General features: G+C 59.5%; 14 protein-coding genes and 1 pseudogene. 11 read left to right on the top strand and 4 right to left on the bottom strand.

What is annotated here, in order from left to right; all coding sequences use genetic code 11:
• The first annotated feature begins 1 nt into the window (after position 1).
• The 4 genes from HWX36_RS02985 to HWX36_RS02970 all read left to right on the top strand — a co-directional run bounded on the left by HWX36_RS02985 (position 2) and on the right by HWX36_RS02970 (position 4379).
• Entirely contained in the window at positions 2 to 1795 is a 1794-nt protein-coding gene (locus HWX36_RS02985) for a ShlB/FhaC/HecB family hemolysin secretion/activation protein (protein WP_244136305.1), read from the top strand.
• Positions 1796 to 1876: 81 nt separating this feature from the next.
• Entirely contained in the window at positions 1877 to 2722 is an 846-nt protein-coding gene (locus HWX36_RS02980; RefSeq protein WP_175950775.1) for a peptidyl-prolyl cis-trans isomerase, read from the top strand.
• Between the two features lie 13 nt (positions 2723 to 2735).
• Positions 2736 to 3194, top strand: a complete 459-nt coding sequence (locus HWX36_RS02975) for a hypothetical protein (RefSeq protein ID WP_175950774.1) — start codon at positions 2736 to 2738, stop codon at positions 3192 to 3194.
• A gap of 852 nt (positions 3195 to 4046) precedes the next feature.
• Positions 4047 to 4379 (top strand): hypothetical protein, encoded by a 333-nt coding sequence (locus HWX36_RS02970; RefSeq protein WP_175950773.1) that lies wholly within the window; start codon positions 4047 to 4049, stop codon positions 4377 to 4379.
• A 127-nt stretch (positions 4380 to 4506) separates the two neighbouring features.
• Here HWX36_RS02970 and HWX36_RS02965 read toward each other — a convergent pair.
• Positions 4507 to 6337 (bottom strand): annotated as a pseudogene (locus HWX36_RS02965) (OB-fold nucleic acid binding domain-containing protein); the annotation flags it as partial.
• A gap of 88 nt (positions 6338 to 6425) precedes the next feature.
• On the opposite strand from HWX36_RS02965, the gene HWX36_RS02960 reads away from it, so the two are divergent.
• A protein-coding gene (locus tag HWX36_RS02960) for an IS3 family transposase (RefSeq protein ID WP_175950772.1) occupies positions 6426 to 7561 on the top strand; the annotation gives its coding sequence in 2 pieces (ribosomal slippage) (positions 6426 to 6681 and positions 6681 to 7561; 1137 coding nt in all).
• Between the two features lie 27 nt (positions 7562 to 7588).
• Here HWX36_RS02960 and HWX36_RS02955 read toward each other — a convergent pair.
• The 3 genes from HWX36_RS02955 to HWX36_RS02945 form a co-directional block, all read right to left on the bottom strand.
• The gene (locus HWX36_RS02955) at positions 7589 to 7852 is read right to left on the bottom strand and encodes an H-NS histone family protein (protein WP_175950771.1); all 264 of its coding nucleotides are present in this window, start codon (positions 7850 to 7852) and stop codon (positions 7589 to 7591) included.
• Positions 7853 to 8222: 370 nt separating this feature from the next.
• Positions 8223 to 8513: a hypothetical protein gene (locus HWX36_RS02950; RefSeq protein ID WP_175950770.1), complete on the bottom strand. Its 291-nt coding sequence runs from the start codon at positions 8511 to 8513 to the stop codon at positions 8223 to 8225.
• Positions 8510 to 8911 carry a hypothetical protein gene (locus HWX36_RS02945; protein ID WP_175950769.1) on the bottom strand — a complete coding sequence of 134 codons (402 nt, stop codon included), beginning with the start codon at positions 8909 to 8911 and terminating at the stop codon, positions 8510 to 8512. Before HWX36_RS02945 ends, HWX36_RS02950 begins: the two co-directional genes overlap by 4 nt.
• 819 nt (positions 8912 to 9730) lie before the next feature.
• Between HWX36_RS02945 and HWX36_RS02940 the strand changes: the two genes are divergently transcribed.
• From HWX36_RS02940 to HWX36_RS02915, 6 genes are all read left to right on the top strand, one after another.
• Positions 9731 to 9961, top strand: coding sequence for a TM2 domain-containing protein (locus HWX36_RS02940; RefSeq protein WP_175950768.1), 231 nt, complete (start codon positions 9731 to 9733; stop codon positions 9959 to 9961).
• A gap of 57 nt (positions 9962 to 10018) precedes the next feature.
• Entirely contained in the window at positions 10019 to 10258 is a 240-nt protein-coding gene (locus tag HWX36_RS02935) for a hypothetical protein (RefSeq protein ID WP_175950767.1), read from the top strand.
• A 51-nt stretch (positions 10259 to 10309) separates the two neighbouring features.
• Complete coding sequence (locus tag HWX36_RS02930; RefSeq protein ID WP_175950766.1) at positions 10310 to 10498, top strand: hypothetical protein; 189 nt, start codon at positions 10310 to 10312, stop codon at positions 10496 to 10498.
• Between the two features lie 80 nt (positions 10499 to 10578).
• A complete protein-coding gene (locus HWX36_RS02925) occupies positions 10579 to 11040 on the top strand; it encodes an Ivy family c-type lysozyme inhibitor (RefSeq protein WP_175950765.1) in 462 nt (153 codons plus the stop codon).
• Between the two features lie 339 nt (positions 11041 to 11379).
• Entirely contained in the window at positions 11380 to 12675 is a 1296-nt protein-coding gene (locus HWX36_RS02920) for an MASE1 domain-containing protein (RefSeq protein ID WP_175950764.1), read from the top strand.
• Complete coding sequence (locus tag HWX36_RS02915) at positions 12672 to 14195, top strand: acyl-CoA-binding protein (RefSeq protein ID WP_208457788.1); 1524 nt, start codon at positions 12672 to 12674, stop codon at positions 14193 to 14195. Before HWX36_RS02920 ends, HWX36_RS02915 begins: the two co-directional genes overlap by 4 nt.
• Position 14196 lies beyond the last annotated feature (1 nt).

The raw sequence follows: 14196 nt of genomic DNA, 5'->3' as shown, positions 1-14196 counted from the left end.
GATGCGGATTTCGTTCAAACAGTGGCTGGGCGCGATCCCGGCCATCGCGGCGATGCACGCTCCCGTGTTTGCGCAGACATCGCCTGCGCCGGCGCCTCGTCCGGTTCAGGACCCGGCGCAGTTGATCATCGAACAGCAGCGAGAGCAGGCGCGCCAGCGCCAGCTCGAGCAGCCGCCCGCATCGATCACGATTGCGCCGACGTCCGAGACGACGCTCGAAATACCGCCCGGTACACCGGTCGATTCCATCGTCGAAACCGGCCCGACCTTTCCGGTGCAACGGATCGTGCTGCAAACCGCCGACGGCAAGCCGTTCGAGCCGCCCGGCGGCATCACGGCCCAGCAGCTCGACGCGGTCGTGGCACCGTTCATCGGCCACGATCTCGGTTCGCACCGTATCAACGTGATGCTGAAGCGGATCACGGACGTATTCGTCGAACACGGCCTCGTGACGACGCGCGCGCTGCTCGGCGCGCAGAATCTCGCGACCGGCACGCTCAAGATCACGATTCAGGTCGGCGTGATCGAAGCGTTCACGATCAACGGCAAACCGGTTCACCGGCTCAAGCCGGGCGAGCCCTCGTCGGGAGGCGGCTGGTTCACGGACGCCGGCTACGAGAACGCATTCCCGGCGGCGTCCGGCGATCCGCTGCGCCTGTCCGACATCGATCAGGGCGTGGCGCAGATCAACCGCCTGCGCCGCAATCAGGCGACGGTCCAGATCCTGCCGGGTCAGAATCCGGGCGAATCGATCGTCGATATCGGCAACAAGCCGGGCGATCGCCTGTACTACTCGTTGGGTGTCGACAACTACGGCAGTTCGGCCACCGGCGTGACGCGCTACCGTGCGGGCGTCGAAGCCGACAACCTGCTCGGCCTGCAGGAATCGCTGAGCGTGAATTTTCTCGACAGCCTCGACAGCAACGCGATCGTCGGCTCGTTCGCCGTGCCGTTCGGCCGCCACACGTTCAGCTACACGATCTCCGATTCCGAGTATCAGCAGCTGATTGGCACGACCGCGCTCGAATATGGCCGCACGCTCTCGCACATCTTCGGCTGGAACTATCTGGTCAGCCGCAGCGTGAGCGATATCACCAGCGTCGACGCCACGGTGTCCTGGCGCCGCACCGACCGCGAGGTCAACGACATCGATCTCGATCCGCAGCGCGTTGCGGTGTTGCGCCTGGCAGGCAACTGGTTGCACAAGTTCGTGATGAACGATGCGCAAGGCAACTTCACGGTCAACGGCGGGTTGTCGCAGGGGCTGCCGTGGTTCGGAGCGAACCACGATCCGCATGGGATCTCGCGCGATGAAGCGCACAGCCAGTTCACCAAGGTGGATGCGACGGCCGCGTTCACGCTGCCGCTGCCGAAGATCGGTCGCGCATTGCTCGCCTATCGGGGCGTGTTGAGCGGGCAATATGCGAACATGGCGCTGTTCGGTTCTGAGCAACTGTACCTCGGCGGGATGGATACCGTCCGCGGCTTCCGGTCGGGAGAAATCGCCGGCGATCGCGGTTTCTATTCGCGCAACGAGCTCGCGTGGGTGAATGCGCCAGCGTGGAAGGAAGGTCGAATCGAACCGTACGTATTCGTCGACGCGGGCAAGGCGAGCCTCGTCGCGGTGCCGGGCTTCCCGACGCTGGCGGGTGCGGGCGCGGGATTGCGCGCGCAATGGCAGTGGCACAAACAGTTTCTGTCCGGCGAGGTCCTGATCGGGCGCGGGCTGACGCAACCGGCCGCACTCGGACCGAAGGCAACGCTGGTGCTGGCCACGATGAACTGGAATTACTGATCGGTCGCACCCGTCATTCCAGGGAATGGGTGCATTTGTGCGAAGCGTCTGCTTCGTGGCTTCTTGTTCGACGAATAAACGATGATGAAAGCGACACTGAATTATGCGTTGATGGTCACCGCGCTCACCGGCGCACTCGCCGCTTCCGCCCACGCCCAAACGCCGGCCGCGTCCGCGGCAACGAACACCGTAGCGACGGTGAACGGCACGGCAATCACGCAGGCGGAAGTCGATGCCGTGCTGCGGGCTTCGCGGCAACCGGATACGCCGCAGGTGCGTCAGGCGATCAAGAATCAACTGATCACGCGCGTGCTGATCCAGCAGGCGGCGAAGAAAGCGAACTACGGCAGCAAGCCCGAAGTGCAGGCGGCCATGCAGGTGGCGAAAGCGAATGCCGAGACGCAGTTGTATCTGAAGGACAACGTGAAGCCGGCTCCGGTCACGGATGCGGACGTCAAGGCACGCTACGACGAAATCGTCGCGTCGCTCGGGAAGGACGAATACAAGCCGCGCCTGATCGTCGTCAAGGATGCAGCGACGGCGGCGACCGTCGTGAGCGAACTGAAGGCAGGCAAGTCGTTTGAAGGTCTGGCTCGTCAGTACAGCAGCGCGCCGAGCCGCGATAGCGGAGGAGAGTTGCCCTGGGTGAGCTTCAAGACTCCGGCGACGGAGGGCAAGACGTCCGGATTGCCGGTCGCGATCGCGCAGGCACTCGAGAAACTGCCAGTCGGCGCGGTCACGCCCGACTCGATCCCGGTCGACGGCGCACGCGCCATCGTGAAGCTTGACGCCAAGCGACCGACGCAGGTGCCGGCATTCAATCAGGCGCAGGCGACGATCCGCCAGCAACTCGAGGCACTTGCACTCGAAAAAGCAAGTGCGCAGTTCGTCGGTGGCCTGTTGAAGAGCGCAACGATTCAGCAGTAGGCGATCGATCGGCATGCCGCATCAACGTTCCGCGCGCCGGGTTAGAACGAAGGCAGAATTGCTGCCCTTGCCGACGGCCCATGTCCGCGCCATATCGCTCGAAAATCACCTCGCGCTTGCGGCTATCCGCAGCGGCCATGGCACATCGGAAACGATGATCGCATTGCTGCGAGTGCTATACCTTGGATATTTCATTGTTGCACCCGACGTGTCTGACGGCGACCTGGCTCTTTTTCTCGGAGCAGAATCGCTTCTGCAAGAGAGTATCGATTCTGCGGCGAGCGGACTGGATTGGAATCTGCCAACCGAGCGTTTGGGGCCAATCGAGCAACTGCTGTTGAGGATGGATGCACTCGTCGCCAGCGTTCCGAAATACCGCTATCTCGAGGCGTGGGACAAGCTCGGCCGTTTTGCCGGATCTGACGAATGTTCGCCGTTACCGGGAAGTCAACTGAACAAGGTACCCCAATGACGGTCGCTGGCGAGCCAATCCGAATTGAAAAGTGGCAGCGAATCGCAGCGTCCTTTGGTTGGCGGTGCCTGTCGGACAAGTGGGTTGGTTACCGCGCTCGCTATCGGTTCGCCTGTGCAAATGGCCATCGAGTTGAGCGTTCGGCGTCACCGCCGTTGTATCGAGATAGCCCGCGGATTGTTTGCGCCATTTGCGAAGCAGGATCCCTCCGTGACCGCTGGCTATCGATTGTTTACCGACCGGGACGGAGAACTCTTCGATGGCCCGTTCACGGGCTTGCAGTGAAGGTATCGGCTGCAATGCGGCGACGGGAATATTTCGCACGGGACGGCAGTCTTCCGAGACCTACCGGTGCAGGTGATGGAGGCGGTACTGCCGTAGGGCCGCGCCCTGCCGTCCACCGCAAAACTCATCTTGGATCTATCGCGTAAGAACAATGGGTTACGGCTATATTTTGATTACGCCCACGTTGCCTTTCTCTCGCGTAACCACTGAGAGAGCAAATTGGACGGGGTCGCATCCGTAACGTGCAACGAACAACCGCGCGCGCCTTTTTCATCCGACGAATCGGTTGTACGTCGAGAGGAGGCCGTGCTAGAGTCAATGCGCTACCGAAAGCAGCGGTGGTGCGGGCTTGGCAGCCCGATTAACCCTGTAACCCGCACGCCTGCTCCGGCAGGTCGTGCGTCTGCTTCTGCACGCCTGTCTACGGGCGGGCCGTGGCGGGGAGGCCTTCGGGCCTGCCGGTTAGTGGTTACAGGGCCGGTCTGCCAACCTCGTTATCGTGCCCGCCCACCCCCGCATTTCATCTGGTTGGCGCGGGCTTAACCCCAAGTAGAGGGTAGGCCAAACGTGACAACTGATGACAAAATCCCTACCGCACACAACGCGCGTGATGCAATGCTGCCCCGTGACATCGCTGTACTTGAAAGCGCGGTGCAGAGCGCGCTGGAATCGTTCGAGCGCCTAGCGGCACACTTCACTAAGTTGAGTGCTATTGCCCGCTTCGCGCTACACGCGGAAATGCGCGACGAGGATCGACGCTACGTGTTGCAAGCGATGCATGAACTCAGTGAGCAGGGAGAAGATGACTTGCAGCGACGACACGACGCACTGCGCCTGACGGCTTCGCGATATTGGTTGGCACGGTATGGAGGTGAGGCGAACCGTTCGGCGCGACATTGAAGGAAACATCGTCAGCGCGCTGAGCCATAGCCCTGCGCTTTGATACGTCATGCGGCTCAGCAGTTCGAATCGCGTCGATGCTTGGCCGTGCAGCCTTCGGGCTCTCAATCTGAGTCGAGGAGATGGGTTAGCAGAACTCGCGCGCCGTCGTCGGCAGCGCCCCGAGTAGCTCGGTCCGGTCGACGAGCTTGCTCGCGATCAGGTGTCGCACTTTCCCTTCCGCTTGCCACACCCCGTATACGGCCAGCAGCGCCGCGCCGAGCGCTTCCTTCCGGAACTTCTCCAACAGACCGGGCCAGAGGATCACATTGACCTGGCCCGTCTCGTCCTCGAGCGTCATGAAGAGCACGCCGTTCGCCGTGCCCGGCCGCTGCCGGACGGTGACCAATCCGCACGCGCGCGCGAGCTGGCCGCTGCGCAATGTCGTCAGCTGCTCGGCCGACTGCAGTCGATCGAGCGCGAGGCGGTCGCGCAGCAGCGCCAGCGGATGCCGGCCGAGCGTGAAGCCGTATTCACCGAAGCCCTTGATCTGCGCGAAGATCGACTCGGCGAACTCGCGGTCGTAGCCTCGCTCGAGCATGCCGTTCACCAGGCGTTCGTGGTACGGCTCGAGCCCCCTTGCGCTTCCATGCGGCCATCGCGCGGCGCAGCTGGTCGGCCTCGCCGGCCGAGAAGCCGGCCGCCAGCATCGCGACCTGCATCACCTGCTCCTGGAAGATCGGCACGCCGAGCGTGCGCGCCAGTGCCTTTTCCATGCCTTCCGACGGAAACGTGACGGGCTCCAGCCCTTGGCGCCGGCGCAGAAACGGATGCACCATGCCGCCTTGCACGGGGCCCGGCCGCACGATCGCGACTTCGATCACCAGGTCGTAGAAGCACTGCGGCCGCAGGCGCGGCAGCATCGACATCTGTGCGCGCGATTCAATCTGGAACACGCCCATGCTGTCCCCGTTGCAGAGCATTTCGTAGGTTGCGTGGTCCTCGGCGGGGATGTCCTGAAGCTCGAATGTCTCGCCTCGTTTTTCGGAAATCACGTCGAGCGCGCGGCGTACCATCGACAACATTCCTAAGGCCAGGACGTCCACTTTCAGGATACCGAGCGCTTCGATGTCGTCCTTGTCCCACTGGATGATCGAGCGATCCTCCATCGCTGCGTTCTCGACCGGCACGAGCCGTGTGAGCTTGCCGCGGCTGATCACGAAGCCGCCCGAGTGCTGCGACAGGTGCCGCGGGTAGCCGAGCAGCTGCGCGGCGAACGCGGCCCACTGCTGGTTGAGCGGCGCGTCGGGATCGAGGCCGGCTTCCGCGAAGCGCTGCAGCAGATCCGCGCGTGAGTCGAACCAGTGGTGTTGCTTCGCGACGCGATCGACGATCGCCGGGTCCACGCCGAGCGCTTTTCCTGCCTCTCGCAGCGCACTGCGCGGCCTGTAAGTGGTGACAGCTGCCGTCAGCGCGGCGCGATCGCGACCGTACTTCCGGTAGATGTACTGCATGACTTCTTCGCGGCGCTGGTGCTCGAAATCGACGTCGATATCCGGCGGCTCATTGCGTTCCTTGCTGATGAACCGTTCGAACAACATCGACTGCCGCGATGGGTCGACCTCGGTCACCCCAAGGCAGTAGCAGACCGACGAGTTCGCCGCCGAGCCGCGGCCCTGGCACAGGATCCCTTGCTCACGCGCGAACTGCACGATGTCGTAGACGGTCAGGAAATACGCCTCGTATTTCAGGTCGGCGATCAGCTGCAGCTCGTGTTCGATCTGCGCCTGCACGTCGACCGGGATGCCGGCGGGAAAGCGCCGGCGCGCGCCGATGTAGGTCTGCTCGCTCAGGTACGTCGCCGGGTCGGTGCCGGCCGGTACCAGTTCGTCGGGATACTCGTACTTCAGGTCGTCGAGCGAGAACGTGCAGCGCCGCGCGACGCGTATGGTTTCCTCGAGCGCGCCGGCCGGGTAGAGGAGAGGTGGCCTCGCAAAATCGGACAGCCAGATAAGTGGAACGGCCGGGGCCTGAGCCAGCGATAATGCCGGCAAAGGAACCGAGGAAATGACGAAGAGAACCCGACGCACGCACTCAGCGGCGTTCAAAGCGAAGGTGGCGCTCGCAGCGGTCAAGGGCGAGCGCACGCTGGCCGAGCTGGCGCAGCAGTTCGATGTGCACCCGAACCAGATTACCGAATGGAAACGGCAATTGCAGGAGCGTGCGGCGGACGTGTTTGGCGCGGCAGGCATGCCGTCGAGCGAGCCGCCGGTGGACCTGAAGGCGTTGCACGCCAAGATCGGCCAGCTGACACTGGAGAATGATTTTTTAGAAGGTGCGCTCACCAAGGCGGGATTGCTGAGCGCAAAACGATGATCGACCGTACGCATGCGCTGCCGGTTTCGCAACAGACGCGACTGGTCGGCATCGCGAGATCGAGTGCGTATTACCGGCCGCAGCCGGTCAGCGAAACCGATTTGTTGTTGATGCGGCGAATCGACGAACTGCACATGGAGTTCCCGTTTGCCGGGGCACGGATGCTGGCGCGCCTGTTGCGTCGGGAGGGCCATGAAGTCGGCCGCCGTCGCGTACGCACGTTGATGAAGCGCATGGGCGTGGAGGCGCTGTACTGCAAGCCGAACACAAGCCGCCGCAACGCGCAGCACAAGATCTGGCCGTACTTGCTGCGCGGCATGAAGATCGCGCGGGCCAACCAGGTGTTCGCCCTCGACACGACCTACATTCCGATGGCGCGAGGCTTCGTGTACCTGACGGCGGTGGTGGACTGGGCGAGCCGCAAGGTACTGGCGCACCGGGTTGCCATCACGCTGGAAGCCACGCATGCCGTCGAGGCACTGGAAGAAGCGTTCGCCCGCTACGGGCTGCCCGACATCGTGAACACCGATCAAGGCAGCCAGTTCACGGCGGGCGCGTTCACCGAGGCCGTACTGTGTCGAGGCGTGCGGCTGTCGATGGACGGCAAAGGGGCTTGGCGTGACAACGTGTTCGTCGAGCGCGTATGGCGCAGCATCAAGTACGAAGAGATTTACCTGCGGGCCTACGAGTCGGTCAGCCATGCCCGGCGCTCCATCGGCGACTACATCGAGCTGTACAACCGGAAAAGGCCCCATTCGAGCCTGGCGGATCAAACGCCGGATGAGGCATACTTCGCGACGCTGCCTGCGATCAAATCGGCAGCATGATTGCCTCGGCCGCTCCACTTAAAAATCTCAGAAAACTGTCCGAACGAGTGAGGCCACCTCTCCGGACCATGCCTTACCCGATGACGGGTCGTAGTATTTCGCGGCCGCGCGGCGTTTGGGCGGCTTGCGGAAGCCCGCCGCGGACAGGAGCTCTTCTTCGGAGATGCTGTACAGTGCGACCTGGTCGCGAATCGCGTTCAATGCAGCGCGCCTGTCTTCTCGCTTCGCGTCGGCAAGGCGGCTGTTCAATTCACGCAACTGCGCCTGAAGGATTTCGAGATCAGTGGGCACGGTAGTTAGGGGTTCTATCTGGAATGTGTACGATGGTAGCCGATAAAGTCAGCTCGCTAAGCTAGAAGAGCAAATGCTTGGCTCGATTCGGGCACCGGATACCGCGGCTCATCAAAAATCAACAATTCGAGCGCACTCTGGAAGCAATCGCGCTATCAGCCGTTCGGTGCTAAGCGTACCGACAACATCTACTGTGCGAGGCACACAGTCAGTGAATGGCACGAGACAATGACCTCCCGCTCGAAACCAATTTCGAGATGGACCTTCCCACGCGCAGTCGTCCGAGCAACCGTGCCGCCCCTGGCGATCTCGCGAAATTGTGCATCACGCAAAAATTGGCCACGACAAATACAATTTGTCAGACGGCTTATCAAGACAAGAAGCGAGGCAGTCGAAACTCGACGTGATCTCGATAGATCGTGCGGGCCAACAGAGTGGCTCCTACCGCCACGATCAGCATGGTCGGAACATCGACCCAATGCAATGACGAAGGAAGCAGGTTGGTGATGATCGTGCCGCTCGTGATCGAGACGATTACGACGCCCACATAGGCGAACATCGGTACGCCATACTCCAACTCGGCTGCGCAGTTGACACAGCGCTGCACGCCGAATGCGAGTTCGGTGTGACAGTATGGACAGTGAAGCGTGGGCGATTTCATGTTTTGCGTGCGCGGGGTTGCTTTTGCTTGGCTTGCGTTGTGTCGAAGGATTCGTGTGACGTGATCGCCGCGATAGGCGCACGCGCGAGCATGCGCAGCGCCATGGTCTCGCGCATCTGAACTTCATAGCCGACCAGATGACTCGTCATGCGGGACGATTGCACGGATATCGATTGATCGAGATGGTCTTCTGCAAGGGCATATCGATATAGCTTTCCACGAACGGAAGAGACAACGCGTCGCGAGCTGAGCAATCTATTGAGTGCGTAGTGCATGCGAGATGCTGGAATCTTGCTGGTCGCTATGAGATTGGCTTTGGTGTAGCTACAACCGTGCTCCATGATGGAGAGAACCTTCAGGGCATCGGCTTCTGTGGCGATGAGTGCTGGATTAGACATGATCGGCGAATAGAAGTACGAAGTAGCGTGATGGGTGTTCGAGACAACACTCAATGCTCGATGATTGCGTAATTCACTGAGACCGTCACCTGCGGCTGACGATGATTTGCAATTGTGCCGTCTCCGATAGGTGTTGGATTTCTGATGGCCGCCTTCCGTGGGTTGGGCGGAGGAGGCTCGGCGCGTGGTAGCCGCCGCGAATCAAAAACGTTGTGCCGCTTGCTCGTCGGGCCACTTCACGGTGGTTGAAGCGACGGCGCGATGGTCGATGGCATGCACCTCGGAAATTGCTGCAACGTCGTTCGCCGATCCACAAAAGTCAGCAGAGCATCTTGTAATTCGGTTGCAGAATTAACCCACAAAATGTACCGAGAAAAAGGGGTCTATCGTCCCGAAGGAGCGTGTGCTGCTGTATCAAGAATGTTGGAAAGCGTCCGGGCGCTCAGCTCTCGGCGACTGGATAGGCGCATCACCTCTGAGAGTCAATGGATTGAGCGCTGAAAGTGTTCGTGATCCGGATATTGCGTTGTTGATCTGCAGGATAGGCGCCATTTTTTCGCCGTGAAGCTTGTTTTCTTAAGCTCAAGCATCCGGTTTTCGCTGTCACCCATCTTTCGGGGAAAGATCGCCGGTTAGCGCAGAATCCCCGTTGCTAACTCTCAGTTGCTAATGGGAGGTGCGGTCGGAGGCGGGCGCATCGATGTTTATCTGTCGGGTGGTGAGCATGCGTACCGCGGCGACGTTTGCTGAGTATGGGCGACCGACGGTTTCGCTAAAGAATGAAGTTTTTGAATAATTGAGATGACTGCGTGAGGCTGCATGGAGAATAACCGATTCATTGTCGTTCTTCTTTTGTGTATTTTCCTGGGGACACTCGGGGTACATCGCTTTTATGTTGGGAAGATTGCGACCGGATTGCTTCAGCTTGTTACGCTGGGTGGTCTTGGTTTGTGGACCATAGTTGATTTTTTGATGATTGTGATGGGTAAGTTCAAAGATAAGGGCGGAAATAGAATCGCGTGGGATTCGGATGCGCGCAGCGTCAGTTAATGAGTTTGCGTTGATGACGGGTTTTGAGTTCCTCGAGTGTGTCTTTGTGATTGTTGGATGGATGTTGCCAATGGTGCAAATGTGATGTCAAAATTCCCTATTCTGTTTTTAGCATGCGCCATGCTCGGTGCTTGTGTTTCGCCAACTGCAACACTTTCGAATTCATCCGGACAGAAGATTGTTTGCTCGAGCGCTGGTTTCGGGTTGATTACCGGCATGTTGGCCAAGACGCAATATAACAATTGTGTCGAAGCGGCTGAGAAGGCCGGATACAGAATCGAGAGCTCGAAAAACTAGATCCCTGCTACTTTTTGTTTCGAATTGATTAATTGATAACAGAGTGAATTCATGAAATTGCTGAAATTGTCCGTTCTCGTGGCAGTCGCCGTGGCATGTGCTGGTGTCTCGGTCGCAGTCGACGCCAAAACGCATCACCGTACCCATCATCACAAAAAGGTGCACAAGAAGGCGCCGCACAAGATCGAGCGCGTGGCACCGCGTGATCTGCCGCCGCCAGCACCGGCGCCGGGTCGGTAATGGGGGAGCGTAGCGAATCTACTCGTTGTACCCGTTCGCTACGCAGACGAATTTTCGTACTGCAAATTGAGGTATCGGACATGCGCATCAAAGCATCATGGGCGATTGCTACCATCGTACTGTCAGTCGCATCGGCATCGTGGGCTGAAAAGCCGGCGCTGACGGTCAGCACACTCAAGAACGATCCGGCTGCGAACGTGGCCTTCGATGCGATGAAGAAGGGCCATGCTCTGCCTGAGTGGGCGACACGCGGCGGTACCGAGTCGCCGGCTCATGCGGTGATGCTCGGGGGTAAGCGCATGCTTGTGATGAGCGCGTGCAAGCCGCATGCTTGCGATTCCGAGCGAATGGCCGTGTTGTACGATCAACAAAAGAAAGTGATGTATGGGGTGTTGTCGACCGTCGATCCCAAGAAAAATGTCGAGCAATTGACGTGGATGAATATCGGTGACGGAGACGAGTCGATTGATGGTCGAACGATTCTGTATGCAACCTTGACTGGTAGTGTCGACAATCATCCCGACGCGTTCAATTTCAAATAATCGACTCTGTAGCCTGGAGCGGTCGACAAGATTATATCGCTAGAAAGATATCGGTAGAACTGGTCCGCCTCATCCTGTTTTGCTTGTCGTGTGAACGTCGTCGAGTGCAATCGCAGGGGGCGATGTTCGTCAATTTGCATCGTTTAATCGACCTATTTTACTCGATACGTCGGTCGAGATTTCCTTTGCGCGAAGATTTTTTTGGTCTGAATCGGTCGAATGGATCGCAATTCGCTGTTTGATGAATTGAAAAATGCTGGCGTGTGATTGCTGTCGGTGCTGTGTTTTACGTGAGCCCGAGTTTGTGTTGACGCAACTTGAATTGGGATCGGTATGGTCATGAGTATCAGAAAAGCGTCACTCCCTCACATCACGTACTGGTTGTGTATTTATCTGGCTACCGGTGTGCTGTCAGGGCAGTTTAATGTCAATTCCGATGCGCACGCGCCCTACGTGTGGTTGCCCGCCGGTGTGAGTTTGGCAGCTATTCTGCTGTCTCATGCGAGCTCGAGCATCGTGCTGGCGATCGCTTTCGGATTGCTCCAGTCCGTGCTGTCCCACATGGGTGGGCGAGACATACCGGCAGCCCTGGTGCTGGGTGCGCTGGCGGGGATTGCACCGCTTATCGCGGTGGCAATCGTGCGTCGATTGCGTTTGCACCTGCAGGGGCTGCACTTGTTTTGGGCGGTGGTGGTCGCCGCCCTGGTGAGCGCAGTATTGCTTGGCGGGGGCGGATCGCTTTATTTCGCGATTGTCAAAGGCGCACCATTTTTTCCTTCGTTTCGCGAATGGACCGCGGCCATCTTCGTGGGTGTGTGCATTACGCTGCCGCTTCTCGTCGTCTGGGCGCAGCTTCGCCCGAAGCGCTCCGTCAAGCGCAACGGCTATCGCGATGTTATCGGTTACGTATCGTTCGTCACGATGGTCGCGGTGACATGGTGGTTGTTCGACAACTCGACGGCGCAATGGCTCGATGAGGTTGGCGTTACCTACCCGCTCTACTTACCGATATTCTTCGTTGTCGTTGTCGCGATTGTCGGTGGCGCCAGAGGGGGGACGCTTGCCGTATCTGCGCTGACGTTAATTTGCCTGGGCTACACCTCGAACGGATATGGGCCGTTTTCGGCGCCGTCGGCGCCCATTTCGTTATCGCTGCTCCAGGCGCAGTTGTACGTCGGTGTGTTGGCTCTGCTGGTGCTGATTGTGCACGCGTTGCGAAGCGCAGAGGCACAGGCGCTTGCGCAAGCCGATCGGTGGCGTACCGATCTTGAGCTGGCGCTCGAAGGCGGCGGACTCATCGCCTACACAGTCGATGCTTCGACACAGCAAGTGCAGTGGCGTGGCGATCTCAGCGGCATGACTGGCTATTCCAATGAATCGCTGTCGACGGTCGACAGGGTCATTTCGCACGTTCATCCGGATGATCGTGTTCGGTTGCGTGCCCGTTGGACGACGACGGAAATCTCCGACTCGACAACACCGGCACACTTGCCTATTCGTCTCGCATCCTTGTTCGTGCTCGAGGGCTGGATTGAGCTGGTCGATATCGGCTCATCGCTGTCGGATGGGAACGAGCAGGTCGCGTTTGTCGCGGGCGTCTGGCAGCATCCTCCGTTACCCGCGGGGCGAGCATGACAACCCGCGTCGGCGCGCTTCTGATCCACGGGTTGGGCGGAACACAATTCGATCTTGGCTCGATGCATCGCCGCTTGAAGCGCTGTGGTGTCGAAACACACGCGTTGACGCTTCCTGGCCACGGGGCCACGCCTGAGGCATTGGTGTCGATACATGCGCATGAGTGGATCGACGCCGTCACTGAGAAGTATCGTGAGTTGATCGATCAGTACGACACGCTGCACGTCATGGGGATGTGCATGGGCGCCCTGCTTGCAGCAGCCGTATGCGCGCGTGAGCAACACATCAAAGGGCGGCTGGTCACGCTTGCACCGCCGATCTTTATTGATGGCTGGAGCACCCCGTGGTACCGCGAAGCCCGTCATATTGCCTACTATCTGCCGTTCCTGTCTTCGAAACTGAAAATTGAAGAAGGGGAGCCCTACGGCATCAAGAACGAGCTTGTTCGCAACATCGTCAAGGCGAAATTTGCGCGAGGCGATAATTTCCACTACCGGTGGGTGCCGCTCGCTTGCATTCGCGAGGTGGATCGCTTGCGTCGTCAAGTGATGCGCGATCTCATGTTGATCCGGTGTCCTACCTTGGTCGTGCACGCCCGTGAGGACGAACTGACCAGTCTGAAATCCGCGGAATTTATCCAGGACAGGGTACGGGACGTGCGCGTCGTCGTGCTCGAAAACAGTTACCACATGATTTGTGTCGACAATGATCGCGAACAGGTCATGAGCAGCGTGTGTAAATTTCTGGAGCTGACGCCCCAGGCGTCCAGTGCGCCAGCTATCGTCAATCCGTGTACGCCGGACGAAATTCGATCCCTCGTCGACCGGTTCACGAGCGGCATGCTCGAGCAACGTTATGAAGATGTGTTTCCGCTATTTGCGGCCGATGTCCGCTGGAACCAGGGTGGTCAGAGCCCCTTGGCGCGGACTTACGCGGATCGCAATGCACTGATCGATCTTTTTTCGCAGTTCGTCACATTGTCCTCAGGCACATTCCGTGTGACTGATTTCGGAGAGCCGATCGTCGATGGGGCCGCGGGCCGCGTGCGAATCCGGATTGCCAGTCAGGCGGAGGCGGTTGGTACGAAACTGGAAGCAAGTGGAACGTTGACGCTGGCGTTTGGAAACGGTCGTGTGCGCACGGTCGACTATGTGTCGGATTGTCCGCTCGATGAGGATGCGTTTTGGAGTACCGCTGCGGCACATTCGGACAAGCATCGCCGAGACGGTACGCGTCAAGCTCCGGATGGTCCCCTCACTGACGACCGTGAACTCGATGTTGCATTCAAGGCAGCTATTTCGCATGTGAGCTCGATATCGGATCCGCTCGCGCCGTCGATCAAACTGTCCTTGTGGGCGCTGTATAAGCAGGCAATGTTCGGTGACGTCACGGGTTCGCGACCGAGCATAAGAGATATCGTCGCACGAGCGAAGCACGACGCATGGGCCGAACTACAGGGCACGTCGAGTGAGGACGCCATGCGTCGGTATATCGCGTTTGCTCAGCGCCTTGGGAGTTAGC

This window comes from Burkholderia sp. BCC0405 (assembly GCF_902833075.1).
Classification (GTDB): Bacteria; Pseudomonadota; Gammaproteobacteria; order Burkholderiales; family Burkholderiaceae; genus Burkholderia.
This window is presented reverse-complemented; position numbering and strand designations above follow the sequence as displayed.